Raw genomic sequence first — 25,599 nt, forward strand, 5'->3', positions numbered from 1 at the left:
CGATGCTGTATGATATCCGCCTGACGATTGCCCACCGGTATGCAGGCTCTGCCGGAAACGGTCGGCATCTGCTGCGGGTGCTGCCCCGCCCGCTGACGGGTCGGCAACGGGTCACGGCCCATCTGGTCGACGTCACGCCCCTGCCGGACCAGCGCCATGACAGCGTCGACTTCTTTGGCAATGCCGTCACAACGGTCACCCACCTTGAGGCACATTCCAAAATGTCGATCCGCATGTCGTCGCGGGTCGAGATCACGGCACCAGTTGCCTTTTCGGGCCCCCATCTTGGCCTGGGCGACCTGCACCGGTCGCTGACGGTTCACAACGCATTGGATGCCGCATCCCCGCTGCATTTTCTTGGGCCGTCCCCGCGTCTGCATCCGAACGCGGACATCGCAGAATTCGCGCGCATGAACTGCGATCCAACCGCCACTGTCACCCGGATCGTCGCGCAACTGGGCGAAGCGCTGCATCGTTTGATCACCTTTGATTCAACCGCCACCACCGTCGACACCGACGCAGCCGAAGCCTTTGCCCAACGGCGCGGGGTCTGTCAGGACCTGTCGCATATCATGATCCTTGCCTTGCAATCCCTTGGCATTCCGGCAGGCTACGTCAGCGGCTATCTGCGCACCCTGCCCCCTCCGGGCGGTGTACGGCTGGAAGGCGTCGACGCGATGCATGCCTGGGTACAAGCCTGGTGCGGCCCCGATCAGGGCTGGGTCGAATACGACCCCACCAATGCGACCTTTGTGGGGACGGATCATATCGTTGTAGCCTACGGGCGCGATTATTCTGATGTCAGCCCCGTCATCGGGTATCTGCGATCCTCTGGCAAACAGACCAATTCGCAATCAGTGGACGTCGCCTGCGCCGACTGACCGGCACCCATCAACGGGCGCGTGGTGCGTTCAATGAGGTTTTGTGGGCTGCCATCGAAGGACGTCACGCCACTTCTTCGCTATCGCTGACCTCGAAGACTTGCTCCGGCCTGAGCGCTGATTTTTCTCAGCGAACAGCCCATGCGCTTTGATCCTCGGCATGGAGGGGCATCACAGCGCCAGATCGGCAATCAGCATCTCTTTTGAATAGTCAGCCTTCAACTTGCGTGGCGCTGTCCGCCCGCCTTCGACCACGATGAAACTGTCCCCGAGCGCGTATGCGAAATCGGCGTTCTGTTCGACCAGCAAGATTGCCATCTCTCCTTGCGACCGCAACAGGCGCAGCGCGTCGCCGATCTGTTCGATCACATTGGGCTGGATGCCCTCTGTCGGCTCGTCCAGCAACAAGACCGTCGGTTTGGCGATCAGCGCACGGGCGATGGCCAGTTGCTGCTGTTGCCCGCCCGACAGATCGCCCCCGCGCCGCGCCCGCATGTCGCGCAGCACCGGAAACAAATCAAAGATGGCATCGGGGATGAACCGTTCGGCCTTTGGCAGGCAGGCAAATCCGGTCTCGAGGTTTTCAAGCACCGTCATCATCGGAAACACCTCGCGCCCCTGCGGCACATAGCCGATCCCGGCACGGGCCGCCTGAAACGCGGTGCTAAGACGCACGGGCCTGCCGCCAATCGTGATCGTGCCACCAGACGCCGGATGCCGCCCCGCAATCGCCTTGAGCAGACTGGTTTTACCCACGCCGTTATTGCCCACAACCGTGGTAATCTGCCCCTGCGGGGCTTCGAACGACATCTCGTACAGGATGCGGCTTTGGCCGTAATGCAGGTCAAGGTTTACTACATCAAGCATGACCACGCCCCAGATAAACTTCGATCACTGTAGGGTTCGAGGTGACGTGATCCAAGGACCCTTCGGCCAGCACGGACCCTTCATGCAGCACGGTCACCTTGCAGTTCAGGCGGCGCACGAATTCCATGTCATGTTCCACCACGACAACCGCACGGGTTTCAGCGGCACGCTTCAGGATATCAGTGGTTTTTTCACGCTCTTCGACGGTCATCCCCGCTGCGGGTTCATCGACCAGCAACAAGCGCGGTTCCTGCGCCAGCAGCATCCCGATTTCCAGCCATTGCTTTTGACCGTGGCTCAGCTCTCCCGCGATGCGGGGCAAGCTGTCGGATAGGCCGATTTCTTCGGCAATCGCTTCGATCCGCGCGGCGTTGGAGGGCGTCTTGCGGTGCAGCAGAACCGCCAGCGGTCCACGCGGGTTTTTCAACGCCATGGCAAGGTTCTGCCGTACGGTCTGCGCCTCGAACACCGTGGGTTTCTGAAATTTGCGCCCGATACCCGCATTGGCGATGTCGGCCTCGGACAGGCCCAGCAGGGAAATGTTACGCTCGCCCCAGATCACCTTGCCCTCGTCGGGTTTGGTCTTGCCGGTGATGATGTCCATAAAGGTCGTCTTGCCCGCGCCATTGGGCCCGATGATGGCGCGCAACTCGGGTTCGGCGATCTGGATCGACAGGCTGTTGATCGCCTTGAACCCGTCGAAACTGACCGAAACGCCCGACACTTCCAGCAAGGTGTTGTTCATGACGGCTTCCTAATCAGGTAATCGAACAGGCCGCCGATCCCCTTGGGAAAGAACAGCGTGACGCAGACGAAAGAGACCCCCAGCAGGACCAGCCACCAGTCGGTCCACAGGATCGTGTAAAATCCAAGGTCGATCGCCGGCGCACCGCCGCCCGTGAACCAACTGGACAATAGCGATACGAAAGCGGCACCGATCACCGCGCCGTACAGCCGCCCGCGCCCGCCGATGGCGACCCAGACGGCCAGATAGATCGACGCGATCGTGGCCAGTTCAGCAGGGTTGATGATACCCGCCTGAGGGTAGTACAGCGCGCCCGCGATGCCCGATACCACGGCCGTCAGCGTGAAGATGAACAGTTTGTAGCTTTCGACGCGGTAGCCCAGGAACCGCACCCGCGCCTCGTTGTCGCGAATGCCCTGAACGACGCTGCCCATCTTGCCCGACACGACCCATGCAAACAAAAGATACCCCAGGGCCAAGGCAAGCGCCGAGCCCAGAAAGAATACCAGACTGATCACCGCCTGCGGGGTCTGTTCAAATCCCGGAATGTTTTGCAGACCCGAAAGGCCGTTGTTGCCGCGCAAGCCGCTGTCGTTTTGAAACAGCCACAAGGACAAGGCCAAGGTCATCGCCTGTGTCAGGATCGACAGGTAGACGCCGGTGACACGACTGCGGAAGGCGAGCCAGCCAAAGACCAGTGCCAGCAGGCCCGGCACAAGCGCGACCATCAGAAGTTGCAGGAACAGACTGTCGGAAAGGGCCCACAGCCACGGAAATTCCGAACTGCCGACCACGCCGAAAATCTGGTTCCCGATGGCGTCTGTCACCTCTTGGGACGTGGGCGGGATAATCTGGCCCTCAAGGCTGTTGAGCACGATGATTTCGGTGCGCGCATACATCAGCCACATGCCGATGGCATAGCCACCGATGCCGAAAAACGCAAAATGGCCCAGCGAAAGGATGCCGCAATAGCCCCAGACCACATCCATCGCGATGGCGATCAGACACAGGCACAGCGTCTTGCCCAGTGTCTTGACCATCGAAGTGGAAATCAGGCCGGTGCCCGTTGCCTCTGATCCGACGACGACCGCGAGGGTGAACAGCCCCAGCAGACCGATGAACCATAGGATGGAAGGGTTTTCGGAGATAAATGTCTTGCGCATGGGTTAATCCGCCGCCGCCCGGCCTTTTTGGGCGACGATGCCCTTGGGCCGGAATTGAATGAACAGGATGATGAACAGCACCATGTAGGTCTGCGCCGCCAGCGTGTTGGACGGGTTGAACCATTCGATCCCCTTTTGCAGGAAGCCGATCAGTGACGCCCCCGCAAGCGTGCCCCACACGTTGCCGACCCCGCCAACGACCACGGTCATGAAAGATTGAACGATGTAGTCGGCCCCCATTTCCGAGGTCACCTTGGCATAAAGACCGATCGCGACCCCCGCGATGCCCGCAATGCCCGACCCCAGCCCGAAGGTCAGCATGTTGATGCGGTCGGGGTTGATGCCCATGCTGGCGGCCATGCCGGGGTTTTGCGTCACGGCACGCACCTCAAGCCCCAACCGGGTGCGCTTGAGCACGAACAGGATCAGCCCCAGAAACAGCAGCGCCAGCACGAAGATCGCAATGCGGATATAGCTGATCTGGATCACATCCGAGAATACCAGCGCCCCGTCCAACCACGCGGGCGACGTCAGCGGGCGGGCCTGCGTGCCAAAGATGTTCTTGGCCAGCTGCTGCAGCGCGATTGAAATGCCAAACGTGGCGAGCAGCGTCTCAAGCGGGCGATGGTAAAGATGACGGATCACCAACCGCTCCATCACGACCCCCGCCGCAAAGGTGATTGCAAAGGCCAGCGGCAGGGCGACGATGATCGACACGGTGTAATCGGGCACGAACAGTTGCACGACATAGCCGGTATAGGCCCCCATCATGATGAATTCGCCATGTGCCATGTTGATCACCCCCATCACCCCGAACGTGATGGCAAGACCAATAGCCGCAAGAAAATAGATCGAGGCAAGCGACAGCGCGTCCAGCGTCAGATCAACGGTCTGCGCCACGCCGACACGGGTTTCGATCCGGTCCAAGGCGGCGCGCGCCGCTTCGGTGATGGCAGGTGTCTCCTCGGTGTATCGCTCGAAAAAGATGTGATTTTCGGTGGCTGCGCGCTGCTCGTCCATTGTGACCAGCGGCGGCACGGTCCCGGCTTGGGCCAGCGCGGCATAGGCTTTTTCGCGCGCGGCCTGGGTATTCAGTTGTGCTGTCGGCATCCCGCCAGCGCGACCATCAACCACGTTGGCCGCTAATGCGTCACGGATGTCATTGGGGGCGATCACGGGCGGGGCAAGCCCGGCGTCGACCAATCGGCCGTAAGCCTCTGATTGGCTCAGGTCACCGCCCACAGTCAGAATGCGCGCCACGTTTCCCTCTGGTTCGGTGGCGGATACCGACGTCGTGACCGTCAATATCTGGTTCAGAACCGCGCGCGCCTCGATCGAGGTGTCAGTGGACATGCTGTTGATCGCGGCAATCCGGTCAGACGCATCCGGCGCAAAGCTGGCCGACAGGAAATTCGCAAGCTGGATCTTGCGCGCCTTGAGCTGTTTGTCAGCCTCACCGTCGATCGACTTAAGCAAGGGGGCAAGCTGGCTCTCGTCGGGCCTGCGGGCGATAGAGTCGACCGCTGTGCTGCGGCGGTCCGCATCAGGGTCAGTCAGTTGGAACTGCACAAGGGCCGTGCCGATCAGACGGCGCACACCGCCATTGGGTTTCAGCTGGGTAAAGCCGTCTGCCGGCACAACCAACTGCGCCCCGCTGTCGATATCTTGCAGCGCCAGATCATCGCCGGATTCGTCTGCGAAATAGAAAATGCCGTCATCGTCGCGCTGCCACACGCCTTTGTTCTGCCAACGTTCCAGAAAGTCGCTGACCTGCGGCGCGCCGGTTGCGATCAGATCATCCAGGGCGATGGACACGCTGCCACGTGACGGTTTGGCGATCTCGTCTGCGTGGGTCTGCAAGACAGGCTGCAAGTCCTGAGCCTGCACCGCACCGGCAAGTCCAAGCCCGAGCGCGAGGATCAATAAATGACGAAACATGCGAAACCTTTGTCAGAAAGGAAACCGGGCGCGAGGGGGTCCGCGCGCCCGGTCGGAAGGCTTAGTAGTTCGAGGTCAGCTGGACGCAGGACTTGGTTTCGGTGTTGTACATACCGCAGCCAAGATCTTTCCAGTCGGACATCAGCACTGCGGATTCAGGCAAGAAATCTGTCCACGCATCGCCGGGGACCGGATCGGTCTGGCTGATGATGTCGAACTGGCCGTCTGCCGTGATCTCGCCAATCAGGACAGGCTTGCTCAGGTGGTGGTTCACCAGCATTTCAGCTGTGCCGCCTGTCAGGTTCGGGAACGTCTGGCCATACATGGCTGTGCGCACCGCATCCACATCCGTGGTGCCTGCCTTTTCGACTGCATTCACCCACATGTTGAAGCCGATATAATGCGCCTCCATCGGGTCATTGGTCACGCGATCCGTGCTGCCGATGAAGTCCTGCCATGTCTTGATGAATTCGGCATTGGCAGGCGTGTCCGCAGACATGAAGTAGTTCCACGCCGCCAGGTGGCCGACAAGGTTCGTGGTATCCAGACCCGACAGTTCTTCTTCCCCGACCGAGAAGGCAACAACCGGAATATCATCAGCCGACACGTCGGCCGCGGCCAGTTCCTTGTAGAAGCCAATGTTGGCGTCGCCGTTGATGGTGGAAATCACGCCGACCTGCTTGCCGTCCTCGCCAAGGGCAACAACGTCGCCAACGATTGTGGCCCAGTCAGAGTGACCAAAGGGCGTGTAGTTCACAAAGATATCTTCGGCAGCAATTCCTTTATCTTTCAGATACTGCTCAAGAATATTGTTCGTGGTGCGCGGGTAGACATAGTCCGTTCCGAGCAATGCAAACTTTTCGACGCCAAGTTCTTCGAGGAAGTAGTCAACCGCCGGGATCGCCTGCTGGTTGGGCGCGGCCCCTGTGTAGAATACGTTTTTCGACGATTCTTCGCCTTCGTATTGCACTGGATAGAACAGCAGACCGTTCAGTTCTTCGATGACCGGCAAGACGGATTTACGCGACACGGATGTCCAATTGCCAAAGATCACGTCGACTTCATTCACGGTCAGCAATTCGCGCGCTTTTTCAGCAAACAGCGGCCAGTCAGACGCGGGGTCAACCACAACCGCTTCGATTTGACAGCCCAACACGCCGCCCTTGGCGTTTTGCTGTTCAACCAACATCAGCATGGTGTCTTTCAATGTCGTCTCTGAAATCGCCATTGTCCCCGACAGGGAGTGCAAAACGCCAAGCTTGACCGGATCTGCACATTCCGCCAGCGCGATCGACGTTGACCCCATCAGCGCGACGGTGGCGCAGGTGGCAAATTTGTTAAAGTATTTCATGTCTTATCCCCTATTGGCGCTGCGGAAACCCGTGCTTAAATGCACTTTCGCCAAATCCCCGATCACGATAGATTGGGGCCGCAGCAGTTTTGTTGTGGTCGTCGCGCAGCGGGAGGTATCTTGCAGGATAGCCCGTCGTGCGGCGATGTTGCCGTGTAGGCACGTCGCAACGATGCATAGGTGATTGGCAAACTTGCCAGCCAAAATAGTGCTAGCCGAAGTGGCCACGGCTGATAGCGCCCAATTTACAGGCACCCGACTGCACAACCGCCCTCATTTTAATCACTCAAGTCATGTGAAGGGGTGTTGGGGCATGGACGTTGTGTAGGGCCAACCAGTCGCGTGACGATTTTAGCGGCACCAGTTGGTGCCCGCGCCCAGTATTTGGGCCACCCCTAAGAATCACGGTTTTGCAATACCTCGGGGTTCCGGCCCACAGTGACGTCCTGAGGTCACTGCGCAGGGTTAAAAATCTTCAAGCTGAGGTCAATTTCATTATGTTTACAGCGGTTTAACACAAATGATTTTGGGATTTTGCACAAAAGGCCATCCCGCCATCTGTCTGGATACCCTGTTTTCGCAGCTTTGCTGCGGTGTGGCTGGTTTTTGGCAAGGTAACTTGAACGCACCCAACCATTATCGACCCGGCTCACGTCTGCAAATATCTGAGCCCGCAACATGACACCCGTTTCACTTCAGGTGAACGAAACACCGAAAGCCCCAAGTTTCGATGGACCATGGGGCTTACGCGATTTACCCGGCCGCCATTCAGAAATTAAGCGACCGAAGATCTTTTATGTTTTGCAATTTGATTAACATTTCCGCTCTCAGCAGTGGTCTGGAAAGCTGAAACGATGTTGGTCAAAGCTTTGGCCTCCTGCGCCAAAGACTGGTTCGTCGCCGCCGTCTCTTCAAACATAGCCGCATTTTTTTGCGTCGATTGATCAAGTCTGGTGACCGCTTCATTTACGTCCGATACGTTTTTGGACTGCTCGGTTGCGGATAGGGCGATGGTATTCATGGCCTTTGAAACCCGTCCGATACCTTCCAAAATCGTTGCAATCGACACATCAGCTTTGCTGGTTAATGCAACCCCCCGTTCGACAGTTTCATTCGTCTCTTTTACGACGGCGTTAATTTCTGACGCGGCTTCGGTACAGCGTTGTGCCAGACTACGGACTTCCGACGCAACGACGGCAAACCCTTGTCCCGCCTGTCCCGCACGTGCCGCTTCTACGCCAGCGTTCAGTGCCAGCAAGTTTGTCTGGAACGCAATTGAATCAATGACATCAACGATCGAAATAATCTTTGAGAATGACATCTCGACTTCGGCCATCGCTGATGTCGTTTCCATGACAACATCCCTGCTGATCGCTGCATCCTGTTCAACACCGCGCGCTGCAACGTCTGCACTTGTCGCACCTTCAGCCGATATCGAAACGCTATTCGCCAGTTCACGGATTGCGTTCGCAACTTTTTCAAGCGTAGCCGCGTTTGTTTCCGTGCGCCGCCCTAAATCGCCGGACGCCATGGCAAGATGCGCAGAACTATCTTCAATGATCGCCGAACTCTCCCGCAAGCGGATAATATGTTCTGCAAGTTGTGAGACGGCGGTATTAAAGTCTTGACGCAGCGCTTCATACGGGCCGGGGAACTCGGTCTTAATTTGATAGGTAAGATCGCCGGCGGAGAGATGCGTGAGCCCCTGCGCCAACGCTGAAACGATCGTTTCTTGCTCTTGCATGCGCTCTTTTCTCTCGGCTTCGATCATAGCCTGGGCTTTTTGGGTTTTTTCGGCCTCCAAAGCTTTACGTTCGCTCTCTAATCTTTCGCGTTCGGCAGTCTCATCCTTCTGCCGCTTTTCATCTTCTTGTCTTAGCCTTTCGGCCTCCCGTTCTGCTTCGATGGCAGCTTGGTCCCTGCGCTTTTCTTCTTCCTGAAGCGCGATGGTTTTCAAAGCTCCGTCACGGAAGACATGCAAAGCTGACGCGAGGCGTCCAAGTTCACCAGAGCCTTGGCGCAAACCTCTAATTTCGGAAAGGTCACCCGATGCTAATCGCTCGGTTACAGACGTAACACGGTTCAGTGGGCGCGTTACCATAGCCCAAACAAGAACAGGGGCAGCCAAACCCAACAGAACACTTATGAGAGCGATTTTGCCGAGCTGTAATCCAGCGCCATCAACATCCGACTGTAGTGTTGTCGCAGTCAAGGCGATCTGCTCCAAGGCAAGATCGGAGAATACGCTGGTTTCCAATGCGATTGCATCCACTGCAGCGGCTGCGTTCTTTGCCGCCAGTGATGCCGCAGCCACAGCAGAGAAAGACTGCCTCCGAAGCTTTGCGATCCCGCTATCGACGGATGCAAAAGCAATGAGTTGGTTTACAAGCTCAGCCATTTGCGCGGATTCTTTGGATGCAAGTTCTTGGATCAGGGCGGACTCGGCCGTCAATTCACTTTGACGCTGGGAGAGTTCGGCCTCACTGCGTGCAAGCGCTGCTGTCAGGATTGTCGCGAAGAATTGTTTTGTAGCCGCGTCAAGCTGGGCTTTTTCACGCATCCCTTTGACTTCAACATTCAGCAATGTGTCGATCGACTGTGAATTCGCTGTCTTCGCATCATCTGTTCCGAGGATCAGATTGAAGTGGATATCGTCCAATGCCGGTGAGAGAACACGATCTACTTCCAGACGCGCAGCCAAAATATCATTGGAATTTGCTGCGATGCCCGTCTCGGTAAAGGCAGATTCAAAGATATCAGTTGCGTTTATCAGGGCAGGCAAAAGTTCTGCAAATTCGAGAGTACCAGCGTTTTCGTCTGCCTTGGTGCGAAGTCGGCTGATTGACGACGTCGCGAGGTCTGTAACGATCGATTTCAAACCCGAAGAGTAAGTCTGTGACATTGTAAGAGCCAGACCAGACAAAAGGCCGACATCCGCACGAATTTCCAGTACCGTCTGATACATGTTGAAATCGTCTTCGACGAGCTTGCTCAGTGTTTCGTCGATAACCGTTATGGTCTCTTCGCCGCGCAGGGACATATCAAACAGTGCCGCATCCGAAGCCTCTTCCAGAACGACGCTGACCGAAGTGGCAAGTGCAAACGCGCTCTCGACCATAGCGGCCAAATCTTGCGCTGTCCGCAATTCAGTTTCTCTCGCAACGAGAAGGTTCGCAAGGGACTGCTCTACTTTTGACAGGTTCGATGCTTCCACATCCGTATCCGAAGCAGGGAGCTGTGCAAGGGCATCGGAAAATGAGGTCATAAGAGAAGCGACTTCCCCTTTCTTACCCTCCCATGCTGCTTCTGTTTCGACGATCAATAAGTCGGACAACAATCTGCGGGTCTGGTCTGCGGCTTCCTTGACGACGGCAGTCGCGCGCAATTCGGGCAGACGATCATTTGTCAGTGCCGTCATGCTTTCATCAATCGATTGGAAAATCATCCAACTGATCACAATGGCTGCAGCTGTCATTGCAACCATCGCCCCAAGGATGAAGGCAAGGCGCGCCATGATGGAATTGAACACTCGACTGATGAACCGCATGATTAACCAAACCCTACTACTTGAATGAAAATATCGCGGATGACACTGGTGCAATCAGTGCCATCCGACCGTTGGTTTAGCTGCCGGGCATCATGGCTTCGAAAGAGCCATCTGCGCGAATACGCGTCAGGAACACACTGTCTGACCCTTGGTTGTCGCCAGGGCCGTAGCTTAACGCCATGCCGCCCAAATCAATCGTCCCAAGGCCACTCAGCGCCTCGAGATAACCCGCGCGGGTCACATCGGCACCCGCATTTTCCAACGCCTGGATCGCAAGGCGACCGGTGATATAGCCCTCGAGCGATACAAAGCCGGGTTCCTCGTTTGCATCAAACGTTTTCATCGCGGCTTGATACGCAGCAACAACAGGCAAAGAGGCATCCCAAGGTTGAGGGACGACCTGGCTGACGATGACGCCGTCACCTGCTTCGCCAAGCTCCGCCGCCAAGGCCTTTGAGCCGACAAAGGAGATCGTGACAAACACCGGGTCCATCTTCATTTTCTTCGAAAGCTTGATGAATTCAGCAAGCGGCTTGTAGGCACCGACCATGACAATCGCTTCGGGTTCCGCCTTGCGAATCTCAAGCAAGGCGGATTTCACCGCGAGCGTGTTTCGGGTGTAGGTCCCTTCTGCCGACAGGGTCATCCCACGTGCTTCAAGCGCCTTGTTCACACCGGAAAGCCCCACGCGACCAAAGCCGTCGTCCTGATACAGGATCGCGATATTATTCAAGCCCAGATCATCAACCAGATAGTCGACCCAAGCCTGCGTTTCCGCATCATACGTGGCCCGCATGTTGACCACGTTTGACAGCGCCGGATCGCGCAAGAAACCCGCCCCTGTGAACGGGCCGATCAAAGGCAGGTTTGCGGCAGTTGCAAGCGGCTGGGTCGCTTTTGTCGTCGGCGTCCCGACGGTGCCGATCAGCGCAAGGTAGTCGTCGCTTTTGATCACGCTCGTGACCGCCTCGATTGATCGGCTGGGTTCATACCCGTCATCCATGCTGGTCAATTCGAGCGTTCGACCATGGACACCGCCTGCAAGGTTTGCTTCGTTGAATGCCGCCAAAAGACCTTGCCGCATGCCCGTGCCAAGGGCCGCCGCCGGGCCATCAAGGGCCGCAACCTGGGCAAAGCGGACAGACGTCTGGTCGACCCCCTGATCCGCCAGAACCGGTGACGCCAGGGCCATTGCCGCCGCGCACGCAATCGTATGAGTGATTTTGAACATTTCTCTTCCCGCAATTTGGACACATCTACGGGGTTGGTGATTGATCAATCTCTACATTACCTTAATCCTGACAGCTTATTTTCAGGGTTAACCAGCAGTAAGTCGTTGATGGCGGTCTCATCCGCCTTGCCTTAAACACGTGTTTACAATGCATTACGCCAGCGGTTGGCGTGTTTACGCTGCTAAATAAATGTGCCGACTTTTAAAAACTCAAAATTGAGCCGATCACCGAAACACTACAATGTTCAACCATGACAGGTGCGACCAAGGTTACATCAGCCCTCACAATGCCGCGTCCGAACGTGGCAAGAGCGTGCACTTCGATGATTCCGTCTTCGGTATTGCGTGAGGCCATTCAGACTGTGGACCGGCCAAGTTTGCCCCCTATGGCAGTTCGCTGATCTGATACGTGGATTTCGCCAGCCACTCGGGGTTGATCTCGACGCCCCAGCCCGGCGCATCGGTGACCCGCGCATGGCCGTTTTCGATCGCGTAAGGCGAAGCGACGTACAACCCGTCTTGCCAAGGGTAGTAATCCGCGCCTTCGATCGAAAATTCCAGATATTTTCCCGCGTTGGGGATCGCGCGCAAAAGGTGCATCGTGAACAAGGTCACCAGCGATCCGTTCGCGCAATGGGGCGTCACGGGCAGGTCCGCCGCCTTGGCCATGCCAGCGACACGGAGCGTGCGACAAATGCCCCCCAGATACAGGATGTCTGGCTGTACGATATCCACGGCACGCATGTCGATCATGCGCTTCCACGTGGTCAGATCGCAATCCTGCTCGCCTCCGGACACGTCGATATCAAGGGCGTCGGTGACCTGTTTGGTCTGGTCCAGTTCCCAATAGGGGCACGGTTCTTCGTAGTGGCAAAAGCCGTGATCTTGCAGCATATGCCCGACCTCGATTGCGCGGTCGGGGGAATAGCAGCTGTTGGCGTCAATCAGCAGATCGACGTCATCGCCCAGCGCGCGCCGCATGGTGAGAATGATCTCTTCCGTGCGGCCAGGCCATTCGTCCTTGTTGCGCCCGACCTCTGATCCTGCGCGAACCTTGAAGGCGTCAAACCCGTGGGTGTCGCGCAATTTCTTCAGGCGCAGCGCCTCGTCGGCGGGGGTGATGTCGCGCTTCATCGACGACGCATAGGCGCGGATCGGTCCGGCAGAGCCGCCCAGCAATTCCGCCACGGGCTTGCCTTGCTGCTTGCCGCGCAGATCCCAGATCGCCGTATCAACCCCTGCCATGGCACGGCGCAGGTACGATCCGGGAAATTTATGCTCACGCTCGGTCACAAGATCAAGCAGATCATCAAGGTCGGTGGTGTCCTGCCCCAACATCCATGGGGCGACCTGGCGGTGCAGAACCTGACAGGTAATATCGGAATGATAGGTAGACACCTGCCCCCAACCTTGCGCGCCATCCTCGGCCGTGACGCGCACGAAACCGACGAATTCATTGGTGAAAGTCTCTATTGATTTCAGCTTCATCGGGGATCCTTTCAGGATTTTGCGTCTTCAAGAATAAGGTCCGACGCCTTTTCACCCACCATGATTGCAGGGGCATTGGTGTTGCCCGTCGGTATGGTCGGAAAGATCGACGCATCTGCCACGCGCAGCCCTTGAATGCCGTGCACCCGCAGCCGGGCATCCACAACGTTGGCCGAGGCATCAGCCCCCATCCGGCAGGTCGAGCATTGGTGAAACACGGTCCAGGCAGTCCTGCGCAGGTAGGCCGCGATATCCGCATCATTGGTAACATCGGCACCGGGCGACAGTTCGGACTGGATCACGGATTTCAGCGCTGGCATATCGGCAATCTGGCGGATCAGTTTCGTGCCGGCCAACATCACGGCACGGTCATGATCCGTGTCCAGATAATTGGGATGCAGTTCAGGGGCGACCATCGGATCGGGCGACTGGATCTGTAGGTACCCCGCGCTGGTCGGCTTGCACGGATTGAACCCCATCAAGAAACCTTGGAACGGGTCCGGATTCATCAGCGGGCGCACCCCGACAGGGGCGCGGGTATAGCTGACGGGCGAGAAGTACAGTTGCAGGTCAGGACCTTCGGACTCCTCCGAAAGACGGACAAAACCACCGCCCTGATTAAGGCTCAGCGACAGCGGACCTTTGCGTTTCAACGCATATTGCGCCGCGGCAATCGCCTTGCCCCACAGCGGGCGCAGCTGCTGGTTCAGGCTGGGCACCTTCGAGACATAATAGTTATCCGCCCCCAGATGGTCTTGCAGATTGCGCCCCACCTGCGGGGCGTCCAGCAGCACCGGAATGCCGTGGTCCTGCAACACCGCCGCAGGGCCGATCCCCGACAGTTGCAGCAGTTGCGGCGAATTGATTGCGCCGCCCGACAGGATCACCTCGGCGCGGGCCGATGCGGTTTTGGTCTGACCGTTCTGGCGATATTCAACGCCGGTTGCGCGCGTGCCGTCGAACAAGATCCGCGTCACATGGGCATTGGTCTGGATGTTCAGGTTCTGCCGTTTGCGCGCGGGCCGCAGGTAACTGCGCGCGGCAGAGGCGCGCCAGCCGTCCTTGGTGGTGATCTGATAGCAGGCTGCGCCTTCCATCACCGGACCGTTGTAATCGGGGTTGGTGGGGATACCGGCCTGCGCTGCGGCCTGCAAATAGGTGTTGGTCAGCGGATGCACCTCGTCTGTCACATCATGCACGGACAACGGACCGCCGACGCCCCGCGCATCGCTGGCCGGACCATCCCAATCTTCCATGCGGCGGAAAACCGGTTCGATATCGTCCCACCCCCACCCGGGGGCGGCGGCATTCCATTCGGCATAATCGCGAGGGTGACCGCGCACATAGACCATCGCGTTGATCGAACTTGACCCGCCCAGAACCTTGCCGCGCGGCCAATAGGACCGCTGGCCATCCAGACCCGCAACTGGTTCGGTCGTGTATTTCCAGTTCACCCGCGCGTCGTAATAAACCTTGCCGTAGCCAATCGGCACCTGCACCCAAGGGCTGCTGTCAGCGCCGCCAGCCTCAAGCAGCAATACGCTGAACTGACCGCTTTGGGACAAACGGTTCGCCAGCACCGACCCTGCCGACCCTGCGCCGACGATCACATAATCAAATTGGTCCAAATCACTTCTCCGACGGGCAACCCAAACATCCGCCAAGGGATCATCATTGTGCCCCTGATGACAATCACAAACTTCAAACTTTCCTTTGAAAGTGACCGTTTCAGAACTTCTTTGCTGACGGACGGCCCCGCTTTGAAGGCGAGTTGCCCCCGGTTACGCCACAGGTCGGAAATTAATATTCGGATTGGACGCGCGACGGCCTAAATTATCAGGTATCACCGCTTCAATGCTCTTTGGTTATCTACATTAGAAATGGGAATAACACCTTGAACCGCTATTACTCCGGCCCTGCCAGCCACAATTTTGATGGCACCCGGTTTCATTCGCCAGGGCAACCCTCGGCTGACAAGACCTTGGGTGATCTGTTCCGCTGGCGGCGCAGCGGGGGCAAGGCAACATGGCCCAAACACGTCCCCGTCTCCCCTCAAACTCCGCCCGAGCGAAGCGATGTCGCGCGCATCACGATGGTCGGCCACGCGTCAATGCTGATCCAGGTGTCAGGGGTTAATCTGTTGACCGATCCGGTCTGGTCCGACCGCGCCAGCCCGCTCAGCTTTGCCGGGCCGAAACGCGTCACGGCACCGGGAATAGCCTTTGACGATCTGCCCCCTATCGACGCGGTTCTTCTAAGCCACAATCACTACGATCACCTTGATCTGGCGACGCTGCGTCGCTTGCAGATCGGGCACCGCCCCTTGATGATGATGCCGCTTGGCAATGACACGATCGTCCGCAAGACCGTGCAGGACGCGCAGATCAAGACAGGCAACTGGCATGACCGGATCGTGGTCACCCCCGACGTCACCGTGACGTTAACCCCCGCCAACCATTGGTCGGCGCGCGGCGTCGCGGACAGGCGCATGGCCCTCTGGAGCGGGTTCTGGATACACACCCCCCACGCGCAAATCTGGTTTGTCGGGGACACCGGGTATGGTGACGGAGCCATCTTTCACGACATCCGCAGCCGCCATGGCCAGCCGGATATCGCCCTAATCCCGATCGGAGCCTACGAGCCGCGCTGGTTCATGGCCGCGCAACATGTCGCCCCCGAGGAATCGCTGCGGATTTTCCAGGATGTCGGGGCCAAACAGGCCCTCGGGATGCATTGGGGAACCTTCCAGTTGACGGACGAGGCACGAGACGCGCCCAAGGAATTGCTGAACGCAACATTGGCCGCGGCAAACATTCCGCCAGAGAGCTTCGTCGCCCTGGATGCCGGCGAAGTACATGTGCAACGAAGCTAAACGCGTTTTACACCGGTCATCACGGCAGGGCTCCTTGGGTCAGACGTAGATCGCGAGCCTGATGGCATAGGCGACAATGCCAAGGGCCAGGACGCTGGCCAGCCAGATCGCGATGAACCAACCGATCCGGCGCAATGGGCCTTGCGCCATCAGTGATACCCCTCGGCGGGGTCGATCTTGCCGCGAAAGACCCAGTAGGCATAGGCCGTATACGCAAGGATCATCGGGACCAACACGACAGTGCCGACCAGCGTAAAGCGCAAGCTTTTATCCGGCGCGGCAGCCTCGACGATGGTGAGGTTTGGCGGCACGATGTTGGGATAAAAGCTGATCCCGATGCCGATGAAGCACAACACGAACAGGCTGATGGCGGCCAGAAACGGCTGCGCATCCTTGCCCGCGTTCAGCCCGGTGAACAGCGCCCAGGCGGCAGCCAGAACCGCCCCCGGCATCAGAAAGCTGAAGATGCTGCCAGGCAGGCTTAGCCAGCGGTTGAAGTATTCGGGGTCCTGAAACGGCGTCATGATGCTGACAACACCGATAAAGCCAAGGGTCACGGCCCCAAGCCACCAGGCATGACCCTGCATCTGGCGTTGCAGACGGCCCTCGGTCTTCAGAATGACCCAGGTCGCCCCAAGCAGGGCGTATCCGACAACAACGGCCAGACCTGTCAGGACGGAAAACACACTTAGCCAGTCCCACCAGCCGCCCGCATAGGCCCGGTCAGCCACCTTGATGCCTTGCACCAAGGCCCCCAAGGCGATCCCCTGCATGAAGGCGGCGACGACCGATCCGCCAAAGAAAGCGGCATCCCAGACCGGCTTCCAACGTTCCGTCCGCCAGCGATATTCAAACGCAACGCCGCGAAAGATCAGCGCCAGCAGCATCAGGATGATTGGCATGTAAAGTGCAGGCATGACCACGGCATAGGCCAGCGGGAAAACGGCGAACAACCCGCCGCCGCCCAACACCAGCCAGGTTTCGTTGCCATCCCAGATCGGCGCGATCGAATTCATCATCGTCGCCTTTTCCTGTTCATCGTCGGCAAGGGGGAAAAGGATGCCCACGCCAAGGTCGAACCCGTCGAGGATCACGTAGGTCAGGACTGCAAATGCGATGATTCCGGCCCAGATAAAGGAAAGTTCAAACACCGGTAGGCTCCTTATTCGCCTGGGGTTGCATCGGGGTCGACCTGTTGGACCGGCGTGATCCCCGCTGTGCGGATCGGGCCATCTTTCAGACCCGGAACAGGGGCACCCGCCGGGCTGTTCATCATGCGCAGCAGATAGAAGGTGCCCGCACCGAAGATGAAGAAATAGACCAGAATGAACGCAGTCAGCGACGCGGCAACGGCAGGGGCCGCCACGGGGGCAAGGCTGTCCGACGTGCGCAACATGCCGTAGACCGTGAACGGCTGACGCCCCACTTCGGTCGTGATCCAGCCCGCCAACACGGCGACAAAGCCCATCGGCCCCATCACGATGGCCGCCCGGTGCAACCAGCGGTCCTCGTAGAGCCGGCCCCGCATCCGGCGCAGCACGCTCCATGCGCCAAGGCCAAGCATCGCAAAGCCAAGACCGACCATGACGCGGAAGCTCCAGAATATGATCGCGACGGGCGGTTCGTCCGCGTCGGGTATGGTATCAAGGCCGGCAAGCGGCGCGTCCAGATCATGCTTGAGGATCAGACTGGAAAGCTTGGGCACCTGAATGGCATAGTCGATCCGCTTTTCGGCCGGGTTCGGGATGCCGAACAGGATCAGCGGTGCGCCATCGGGGTGGCTGTCATAATGGCCTTCCATGGCCATGACCTTGGCGGGCTGATGTTCCAGAGTGTTGATCCCGTGAAAATCCCCCGCGAGGATTTGCAGCGGGGCCACGAAGATCAACATCCACATCGCCATCGAGAACATCCGCCGCGCCGGTGCGTCCTCGCGGTTGCGCAACAGGTGCAGGCCTCCGACGCCCCCGACCACAAGCGCCGTCGTCAGATACGCGGCCAAGACCATGTGGACCAGGCGGTACGGGAAGGACGGGTTAAAGACGATCTGCCACCAATCCTCGGGCACGAATTGCCCCAGTTCGTTGATGCTGAAGCCCGCAGGTGTCTGCATCCACGAATTGACCGACAAAATCCACGTGGCAGACATCAGTGTGCCAAAGGCCACCATCGCGGTGGCGAACATGTGCAATCCGTCGCCGACACGCTTCCGACCGAACAGCATGATACCCAGAAAACCCGCCTCAAGGAAGAAGGCCGACAAAACCTCGTAGGCCATCAAGGGCCCAAGGACCGGGCCGGTCTTGTCCGAAAAGACCGACCAGTTGGTCCCGAACTGGTAGGACATCACGATGCCCGACACAACGCCCATGCCGAATGCGACGGCAAAGATCTTTTTCCAATAGTTGAACAGGGTCAGGTACCTGTCGTCTTTCGTCCGCAGCCAAAGACCGTTCAGCACGGCAAGATAGCTGGCCAGACCGATGGAGAAGGCCGGAAAAATGATGTGAAACGACACCGTGAATGCGAATTGCATCCGGGCCAGCGTTTCTGCGGTCATACCGTCAAACATGATGTTTGCCTCTTTGGATTGGTTGCTACCCTTGCCAGATCACAGGGCACCGGTAAATTTTCTCAGTTACCCTGCGGGCCAAAATCCGCAGCAGTGATTGTTCCGTCGCCATCGTGATCGACCTGCGCAAGCCAAGCCCCGCTACTGGCACCAAACTCCGCTTTCGAGACCGCGCCATCCGCATCGGTGTCGTTAAAACCCAAGGTCAGCCCCTCTTGCATGTGGCCACCCTTGCCGTGGCCTGCGGCATTGTTTTCCATGTCAGCCGCGCGTGTTTCATCAAACAACGCGTACTCGATTACGCTTAGGAAACCGTTATCATTTTGGTCGAGCATAGCAAACACGTCCCCACGCCGATCTGTGAGCTTGGCAGGGGTGACGGCATCATTCCCCGCCAGATCCCGGTTTTCGATAACACCTGCCGCCGCAGCCATTTCAGCAAAAACGGCGCGTGACGTTGAAGCAACGGGCATTCCAGGAATGGCAAATCTGGTCATGATATTCTCCTGTATTTATAGATGCTTGCGCGAATTTTGGTCACGTGCAGCGGGTTGTTCATGTCACCAATTTCGAACGATCCAGCACATATCCTATATTCAAAATAGTTGTTTTATCTTGGGTAGCTTGCAAGCTTTACAAAAGCAATATTCTGAATATATCTTTTGGGTGCGACAAGAGGATGCACCATGAAACTGACCAGCTACACCAACTATGCGATGCGTTCGCTACAGCTTGCCGCGATCAAGGCCCCTGACCTTGTTCGCGTGGATGACGTGGCAAAGATCCACAATCTGTCGCGCCCGCACATCATGAAGATCGTGCATGAACTGGGCAAAGCGGGCTATCTGGAAACGGTGCGCGGACGTGGGGGCGGATTTCGTCTGGCCCGTGATCCGGCCGACATCATCGTGGGCGACGTGGTGCGGATTACCGAAGGTCCCTTGGATGTGGTCGAATGTTTCAACCCCGAAAAGAACACCTGCCCCCTGATCGGCATCTGCATCCTGTCGCGCAAGATGCAGGAAGCGACAGCCGCTTTCATGGCGGTTCTGGATGATTTGACCATCGCGGACATAACCGCAAACCGCGGCCAGTTGCTGGACCGTATCGCACCGCTTGAATTTCCGCCCATGGGCAAGGCGTGACAATAACCGACACAGCCGGATAGGTCGAACATTTCCCCGGAGTGGCGCGTCTTGCGCCATCGGCAAAGCAACGCATCATGGCGCGCAGCACCTCGGTCGAGTGCCCAAGGGAACGCCCATCTTGGGGTCGGGAAAATCGCCCATGAACCTGCTGTTCCTGATGATTGACGAAGTCGTATTCCAGAAAGCTGGATGTGCGCCTCGCGGACAAGCTGATTGCGTTTGCAAATGACGATTGCGTGGTCGCGACCACGCATCAGAAACTCTCTGCCGAACGGGGCACCGCCCGCGAGGTCGTCTTGCGGCAGCTTAAGGAATTTCAGCGTCGCGGCTGGGTGGAACTGGACCGTGGCAGCATCCGTCTGACGGATCGCGCGCGACTGGTCCGGTTGGCGCAACATAACGGTTAAGCACGTTTTGCGTTCGCGCACCTGCCAAGGACCGCCACCAACACCCCGAATCCCCGTCATATGACCAGAATCAGATAGCCCGGTTTCGCCTAAAACTCCTGTGCCGGGTGTGTCGAACAGCATGGTGAGCGCCGCATAATAAATGGACTTTTTCCACCAGTTTCGTCAGGTCGACACCCCATGCCGACCTGCCTTGTTTTTGCCACATCTGCGCCCAATGCAGAACACATGTCGGACCATCCCCCATCATCCTTTGGTATGAAAGACCTGCATCATGGGTAGGACCGCCCCCGGCTAAACCCAACGGCGGATAGAGATCCCCGGCGGGTGCTGCCATGTCCACCGTCATACCGGTTACTCCCAACCGCTTTAACCTAACGAAAGAAACGACATGACACTTACACGTAAAATCATCCGCACTTCCGTCCGTACCTTCTGCAAGGACGAAGACGGCGCGACCGCCATTGAATACGGTCTTTTCGCCGCCCTGGTAGGTGCCGTGATCGTCGGCAGTGTCGCTGGCTTGGGCAAGCAGACCGACAAAGGCTTTACGACAATGGCCAGCGCGCTCACTGCCGAAGGCATCACCGAGTAAATTGCAGATTGAGCGCATGCCGGTTCACGCCGCCATGCGCTCAATGCTCTCGTTCTCCCAAACTCAAGGCAGCTTTCCATGATACACCCCAGCGCGTCTACCGCGACCCCCGCCATCTTGGCGGCGTATGTCAGCACCGATCAAGGGGCTGAAGTCGCCCGCGCGGTTGCTGCCATGATCGGCGCGAACCCCGCCGTCCTGCACGGTGGCGGCTTGAGCGGTGCAGCGCGGGTCAGTACCGGAACCGCCATCGCAAATACCGTCCTGACCGAAATGGGCAATATGCCATTGGATGCCGCCTGTGAAAGCGTCTCTGAAATCTGCAAGTCCGGGGCCAATGTGGTCGTACTGGGCGGCAGGTCCGACCTGAGCATCTACCGCGCGCTGCGCAATGCGGGTGCGTCGGAATATTTCGCCTTTCCGGTCACGGCCGAAGAAATCATTGCCGCCAATATTCAGGCCGCCCCAAGCAGTCCTGCGTCGCAGCCGATCCCTTTGGCCCCCTCCAGCACGTGCATCGGCGTCATGGGCTGCACCGGTGGCGTTGGTGGCAGCCTTCTGGCGCAAAGCCTTGCCTTTCATGCCGCGTCGCCCAAAGGTCCGGCGCTTCAGACCGCCTTGATCGACGCTGATCTGCGCTTTGGCACTCAGGCGATTGATCTGGACCGCAACGACACCCCCGGCCTGCAAGAGGCGCTGTCCGCCCCCGACAGGGTCGACCCAACGTTTCTGGCCGCCACGATGGAGCCGTTGAACGACCGCCTTGCGCTTTATTCCCAACCGTCCCGCGGTTTCGAGAATGTTGACCAGCTCGAAGCATCCTTTGCCCCTCTGATCCAGTCAATGAAAGGCAAGTTCGGCGCACTCGTGGTCGATCTGCCGCGCACAACCCTTGTGGCGCAACCCGAATTGGCAAGAAAACTGGATACGCTGGTGCTGGTCATTCCCGCCGGCTACGCGGGTGTAAATGTCGCCAGCCGCCTGATGGCGTTGCTGAAGACCGAAGCCCCCGATCTGAAGATCCTGCCCGTGCTGTCAGAGTTTCGCCAAGACGCCAAGCTGACGGCAAAGGATCTGGCCAAGGCGATCCATCAGGATGTCGCAGCAATCCTGCCCGACAGCGGTGCGATCATCCACCGCGCCCACCGTGCCGCCAAGCCAGTGATCGAAAGCCAGCCACGCAGTGCCTACGCCAAAGCGACACGCCAACTGTGGGCACTGGCCGTGGCAGATCACCGAGCGCCCGCACAAAAGACGAAACGCCGGTTTTTCAAGAGGACCCCCTCATGACCTTGCATTTATCCCAACCCTCACTGCGCGACACCGTCGAACTGGTCGCGAGGATCGCGAAGCACATGGATGGCACAGGCTTTACCGACGAAGACCGCGCCAATGCGGCCCTGTCCTATGTCATAGAACAGGGCGATTTCCCGTGGCCCTTGGCCCTGCAACGGCGCGTATTGGCCGAAGCGACGCTTGCCCTGGCACCGACGCCCGCTGACAATGTGGTGCCAATGACCGTGAACCGGACACAGCAGACGCCCCCGGCGCAACCCGCCACACAACCGACACCGCAACCGGCCCCCGCCCCGGTCGCCCCTGCAACCGCGCCTGCATCGCCCAAAATGCTGGCCTTGGCGAATGACGTCGTGCGATCGCTGCTTGAATTCATGGATTTCTCGGAACTGGCCGCAAAACCCCGTGCAGAACAGGAAAAACTGATCCGCAGCGGGATCGAAATCGTGTCGACCGAGAAAAAGATGCACATGAACGGGCGCGAAATCCAGGAACTGGTCGAAACCGTTCTGGCCGACATGCTGGGCCTTGGCCCGCTCGAGCAGTTGCTGAACGACGAGCGCATCACCGACATCATGGTTAACGGCCCCGATCAGATCTACGTCGAACGCGGCGGCAAGCTGGAACTGACGCAAGTGCGGTTTCGCGATAACGCCCATGTATTTTCGGTCGCCAGCCGCATTGCGTCAGCTGTGGGGCGTCGTATCGACGAATCTCAGCCCATGGTCGACGCCCGGCTTGCCGATGGCAGCCGCGTCAACATCGCCGTGCCGCCGCTGGCCATTGACGGGCCAACCATTACAATCCGCAAATTCCCTTCGGCACCGGTTATGCTGCAAAGCCTTGTCGATGGCGGCAGCCTGTCGCTCCAGATGAGCCGGTTCCTGGGGCTGGCGGCCTATCTGCGCCTGAACATTCTGGTGTCGGGCGGCACCGGTTCGGGCAAGACCACCCTGATGAACGCGATGTCGGCCTTTATTCCGGAAGGCGAACGCATCGTGACGATCGAAGACGCCGCCGAATTGCGCTTTCAGCAAGGCCACGTCGTACGCTTTGAAACCCGACCGCCCAATGTCGAAGGCATGGGCGAAGTCACCATGCGCACACTGGTCCGTAACGCGCTGCGGATGCGCCCCGACCGTATCATCATCGGCGAAATCCGCGGCGACGAAGTGCTGGACCTGTTGCAAGCCATGAACACCGGCCACGATGGCTCAATGAGCACCCTGCACGCGAATTCCCCGACCGAGGCCCTGACCCGCGTGGAAAGCATGGCCGCGCTGGCCGGTTTTGCCCCCGGCGGCGGGGTTGTGCGCCGTCAACTGGTCGATGCAGTTCATCTGATCGTTCAGGTCTCGCGGATGCGCGACGGCAAGCGGCGCGTGACCTCGATCTCGGAAATCGCAGGGCTCGCCGGCGATGTCATCACCCTGCAAGAGTTGTTTTCCTTTCAACCGGACGAAAACAGCACCCGGGCGCAAGTGACGGGCAAACATGTCTATTCCGGCTACCGTCCCAAGTTTGCCAGCCGCGCGGCAGATTATGGCGTGGCCGATGAACTTGATGCCATTCTGGGAGGCTGACCGTGTCCACGATAACGCTTCTCTTGCTGGCCGGTTTCGGGCTGAATGCGGGCCTGATCCTGCTGGGGTTCGTTCTGGCGGACCGGCAGCGGCACCGCCATATATCCCGCCTGCTGCGCGCTGACACCACGGAACAGCCGCCCTTGGCCCAAAGCTTGAAACCCAGGAAACGGGCTGTCGCGCAACCCACCAATCCGCTTGAGCGTGTGATCGCATTCATTGAACGACAGTTGGATCAAACCAGCCTCGGTTTTGGCGTGGGCGAGGTGCTTGTGCAGGCCGGGATCACCCTTCTGGGCCTTTATGCTGTGGCCGTTCTTGCAGTGGGAATCCATCCCTTGGCAGCACTGCCCCTGGCCGCCATGCTGACTGTCGCCCTGTTGCTTAGCATCCTGTCCATCGCCCAGTCCCGTTACAAAGCGACGTTTGCGGCGGATCTGCCCGAAGCGCTTGATATCTTTGCGCGGGGATTGCGTGCAGGGCGTCCGGTCACGGATTCAATGGCCATCGTCGTCGACAATGCCAAAGGCCCGATCCTGCGTGAATTCACCCGTTGCCACGACGAAGTCCGCATGGGCAACACCTTGCCGGAAACCCTTGAGCGGCTGAGCGCGCGGCTGCCCCTGCCCGAGGTCACGTTTTTTGCCGTGGCCACCGCCTTGCAGGCCGAAACCGGCGGCAATCTGATCGAAACGATGGAAAATCTTGCCACCCAGCTGCGCGAACGCCGCAAACTGCGCAAGAAGGCTCGCGCCCTGTCATCCGAAGCACGGGCAAGTGCCGTTATCCTTGCGGCCCTGCCCTTTGCCGTTGCCGTGCTGATCGCGGTGCTGAACGGTGACTATCTGGAGCCGCTTTATTCCGATCCGCGCGGCCGCTTCATGTCGGTGACCGCGGCCAGCAGCATTGGCCTTGGTATTTTCGTGATGGTGCGCATGGGCAAGCTGAATGTCTGACGCAAGCCTGCATATCTTCTGGATGGCCTTTGCGGGTCTGAGCACCGCAATGCTGGCCCTGACCGTCCTGCTGTATTTGGAACGCCAGCGCAGCCTGCGCGACGCCCGCTTGCGCCGCGCCAACGGGACCAGTCAACCGCGCCCCACATTGGACAACGCCACGTCGCCGGGCATGGTCGGCAGCCTTGCGCGGCAGGTGCGGCATACCGTTGCGACCATCGGCCAACGGCTTTCGGTGGTCCTGGGCGGCGAGGCGCGCGAAACGGCGGCAGATCTGGCGTCTGCCGGTTACCGCAGCCGGGATGCCTTGCTGATCTATGCGTTTCTCAAAACGGTGGTGCCGATGGCTGCGCTGATGGCCGGGTTGGTCTGGCTCGGGCTGACCACGCCCGTCGGCATCGACATGCTGATCCCCGCCGCCATGGTCATCGGCACCGCGCTGGCCCTGTCCAAAGGCGTCGACATGTATGTGGACCTTCGACGCAAGAACCGCCTGGGCCGCATCCGCCACAGCTTTCCCGATATGCTTGAGCTGATCGTGATCACATCCGAAGCCGGGCTGGGCCCCCAACCCGCCTTGCACCGTGTCGCCCAGGAAATGTCCCTGAGCCATCCTGAACTGGCGCGGGAAATGCTGCAAATGGTGTCAGAAATGGCGATGACGAACGATTGCCGCGGCGCTTACGCCAAGATGAACCTACGCGTGCCGCTACCCGAAATCGGTATCTTTACGCAAACGCTGGATCAATCCGACCGCTACGGCACGCCCTTTTCGCGCGCCATGCGTACCCTGATCATTGAACAGCGTGGCAACCGGCTGATGGCCATCGAGGAGAAAGCGGCGCGGCTGCCGGTTCTGATGACCCTGCCGTTGATCTTTTGCATCATGCCTGCGGTTTTTGTCGTCCTTGTCGGCCCTGCTGTTCTAAGCGTTCTGGACAATATCTTCTCGTGAAGGT

22 protein-coding genes are annotated in these 25,599 nt (G+C 58.7%); 9 read left to right on the forward strand and 13 right to left on the reverse strand.

The genetic code is table 11. The features are described 5' to 3' along the window. Window positions 1–2 precede the first annotated feature (2 nt). Window positions 3–881 (forward strand): transglutaminase family protein, encoded by an 879-nt coding sequence (locus RGAI101_RS08870; RefSeq protein WP_008225198.1) that lies wholly within the window; start codon window positions 3–5, stop codon window positions 879–881. A gap of 171 nt (window positions 882–1,052) precedes the next feature. On the opposite strand, the gene urtE is transcribed toward RGAI101_RS08870, so the two are convergent. The 9 genes from urtE to RGAI101_RS08915 all read right to left on the reverse strand — a co-directional run bounded on the left by urtE (window position 1,053) and on the right by RGAI101_RS08915 (window position 14,839). After that, entirely contained in the window at window positions 1,053–1,748 is a 696-nt protein-coding gene (gene urtE, locus RGAI101_RS08875) for an urea ABC transporter ATP-binding subunit UrtE (RefSeq protein ID WP_008228961.1), read from the reverse strand. Further along, window positions 1,741–2,493, reverse strand: a complete 753-nt coding sequence (gene urtD / locus RGAI101_RS08880) for an urea ABC transporter ATP-binding protein UrtD (protein ID WP_008228089.1) — start codon at window positions 2,491–2,493, stop codon at window positions 1,741–1,743. The genes urtE and urtD overlap by 8 nt, the downstream gene beginning before the upstream one ends. Then, a complete protein-coding gene (gene urtC, locus RGAI101_RS08885) occupies window positions 2,490–3,656 on the reverse strand; it encodes an urea ABC transporter permease subunit UrtC (RefSeq protein WP_008228626.1) in 1,167 nt (388 codons plus the stop codon). Before urtC ends, urtD begins: the two co-directional genes overlap by 4 nt. A gap of 3 nt (window positions 3,657–3,659) precedes the next feature. After that, window positions 3,660–5,594, reverse strand: coding sequence for an urea ABC transporter permease subunit UrtB (urtB, locus tag RGAI101_RS08890; RefSeq protein ID WP_008229008.1), 1,935 nt, complete (start codon window positions 5,592–5,594; stop codon window positions 3,660–3,662). Window positions 5,595–5,655: 61 nt separating this feature from the next. Beyond that, entirely contained in the window at window positions 5,656–6,945 is a 1,290-nt protein-coding gene (gene urtA, locus RGAI101_RS08895) for an urea ABC transporter substrate-binding protein (RefSeq protein WP_008226024.1), read from the reverse strand. Window positions 6,946–7,720: 775 nt separating this feature from the next. Then, window positions 7,721–10,492, reverse strand: a complete 2,772-nt coding sequence (locus RGAI101_RS21250) for a methyl-accepting chemotaxis protein (protein ID WP_083792036.1) — start codon at window positions 10,490–10,492, stop codon at window positions 7,721–7,723. 76 nt (window positions 10,493–10,568) lie between these two features. Next, a complete protein-coding gene (locus RGAI101_RS08905) occupies window positions 10,569–11,723 on the reverse strand; it encodes an ABC transporter substrate-binding protein (RefSeq protein WP_008225193.1) in 1,155 nt (384 codons plus the stop codon). A 384-nt stretch (window positions 11,724–12,107) separates the two neighbouring features. Further along, window positions 12,108–13,211, reverse strand: a complete 1,104-nt coding sequence (locus RGAI101_RS08910; RefSeq protein ID WP_008228215.1) for a mandelate racemase/muconate lactonizing enzyme family protein — start codon at window positions 13,209–13,211, stop codon at window positions 12,108–12,110. A gap of 11 nt (window positions 13,212–13,222) precedes the next feature. Continuing rightward, on the reverse strand, window positions 13,223–14,839 hold the full coding sequence (locus tag RGAI101_RS08915) for a GMC family oxidoreductase (RefSeq protein ID WP_008228577.1): 1,617 nt from the start codon (window positions 14,837–14,839) through the stop codon (window positions 13,223–13,225). Window positions 14,840–15,105: 266 nt separating this feature from the next. Between RGAI101_RS08915 and RGAI101_RS08920 the strand changes: the two genes are divergently transcribed. Then, complete coding sequence (locus RGAI101_RS08920) at window positions 15,106–16,083, forward strand: MBL fold metallo-hydrolase (RefSeq protein ID WP_008227228.1); 978 nt, start codon at window positions 15,106–15,108, stop codon at window positions 16,081–16,083. A 39-nt stretch (window positions 16,084–16,122) separates the two neighbouring features. Here RGAI101_RS08920 and RGAI101_RS21540 read toward each other — a convergent pair whose 3' ends face one another. The 4 genes from RGAI101_RS21540 to RGAI101_RS08935 form a co-directional block, all read right to left on the reverse strand. Then, window positions 16,123–16,233 (reverse strand): DUF2474 family protein, encoded by a 111-nt coding sequence (locus RGAI101_RS21540; RefSeq protein ID WP_083792037.1) that lies wholly within the window; start codon window positions 16,231–16,233, stop codon window positions 16,123–16,125. Further along, complete coding sequence (gene cydB, locus RGAI101_RS08925; protein ID WP_008227415.1) at window positions 16,233–17,234, reverse strand: cytochrome d ubiquinol oxidase subunit II; 1,002 nt, start codon at window positions 17,232–17,234, stop codon at window positions 16,233–16,235. The genes RGAI101_RS21540 and cydB overlap by 1 nt, the downstream gene beginning before the upstream one ends. A gap of 11 nt (window positions 17,235–17,245) precedes the next feature. Beyond that, entirely contained in the window at window positions 17,246–18,655 is a 1,410-nt protein-coding gene (locus tag RGAI101_RS08930) for a cytochrome ubiquinol oxidase subunit I (protein WP_008227440.1), read from the reverse strand. 62 nt (window positions 18,656–18,717) lie between these two features. Then, the gene (locus RGAI101_RS08935) at window positions 18,718–19,152 is read right to left on the reverse strand and encodes an EF-hand domain-containing protein (protein WP_157044664.1); all 435 of its coding nucleotides are present in this window, start codon (window positions 19,150–19,152) and stop codon (window positions 18,718–18,720) included. A gap of 189 nt (window positions 19,153–19,341) precedes the next feature. Between RGAI101_RS08935 and RGAI101_RS08940 the strand changes: the two genes are divergently transcribed. The 7 genes from RGAI101_RS08940 (at window position 19,342) to RGAI101_RS08970 (ending at window position 25,595) form a co-directional block, all read left to right on the forward strand. Continuing rightward, a complete protein-coding gene (locus tag RGAI101_RS08940) occupies window positions 19,342–19,800 on the forward strand; it encodes an RrF2 family transcriptional regulator (protein WP_008224896.1) in 459 nt (152 codons plus the stop codon). A gap of 194 nt (window positions 19,801–19,994) precedes the next feature. Next, window positions 19,995–20,210, forward strand: a complete 216-nt coding sequence (locus RGAI101_RS08945) for a helix-turn-helix domain-containing protein (RefSeq protein ID WP_008226493.1) — start codon at window positions 19,995–19,997, stop codon at window positions 20,208–20,210. A gap of 391 nt (window positions 20,211–20,601) precedes the next feature. Then, window positions 20,602–20,805, forward strand: coding sequence for a Flp family type IVb pilin (locus RGAI101_RS08950; RefSeq protein WP_008229215.1), 204 nt, complete (start codon window positions 20,602–20,604; stop codon window positions 20,803–20,805). 78 nt (window positions 20,806–20,883) lie between these two features. Then, window positions 20,884–22,095, forward strand: coding sequence for an AAA family ATPase (locus tag RGAI101_RS08955; RefSeq protein WP_037227821.1), 1,212 nt, complete (start codon window positions 20,884–20,886; stop codon window positions 22,093–22,095). Then, a complete protein-coding gene (locus RGAI101_RS08960) occupies window positions 22,092–23,684 on the forward strand; it encodes a CpaF family protein (RefSeq protein ID WP_254655259.1) in 1,593 nt (530 codons plus the stop codon). The genes RGAI101_RS08955 and RGAI101_RS08960 overlap by 4 nt, the downstream gene beginning before the upstream one ends. Before the next feature lie 2 nt (window positions 23,685–23,686). After that, window positions 23,687–24,640, forward strand: coding sequence for a type II secretion system F family protein (locus RGAI101_RS08965; protein WP_008226352.1), 954 nt, complete (start codon window positions 23,687–23,689; stop codon window positions 24,638–24,640). Beyond that, complete coding sequence (locus RGAI101_RS08970) at window positions 24,633–25,595, forward strand: type II secretion system F family protein (RefSeq protein WP_008226121.1); 963 nt, start codon at window positions 24,633–24,635, stop codon at window positions 25,593–25,595. Before RGAI101_RS08965 ends, RGAI101_RS08970 begins: the two co-directional genes overlap by 8 nt. Window positions 25,596–25,599 lie beyond the last annotated feature (4 nt).

Origin of the sequence: Roseobacter sp. GAI101 (assembly GCF_000156335.1) — a bacterium.
In the GTDB taxonomy this organism is placed as follows: Bacteria; Pseudomonadota; Alphaproteobacteria; order Rhodobacterales; family Rhodobacteraceae; genus Sulfitobacter.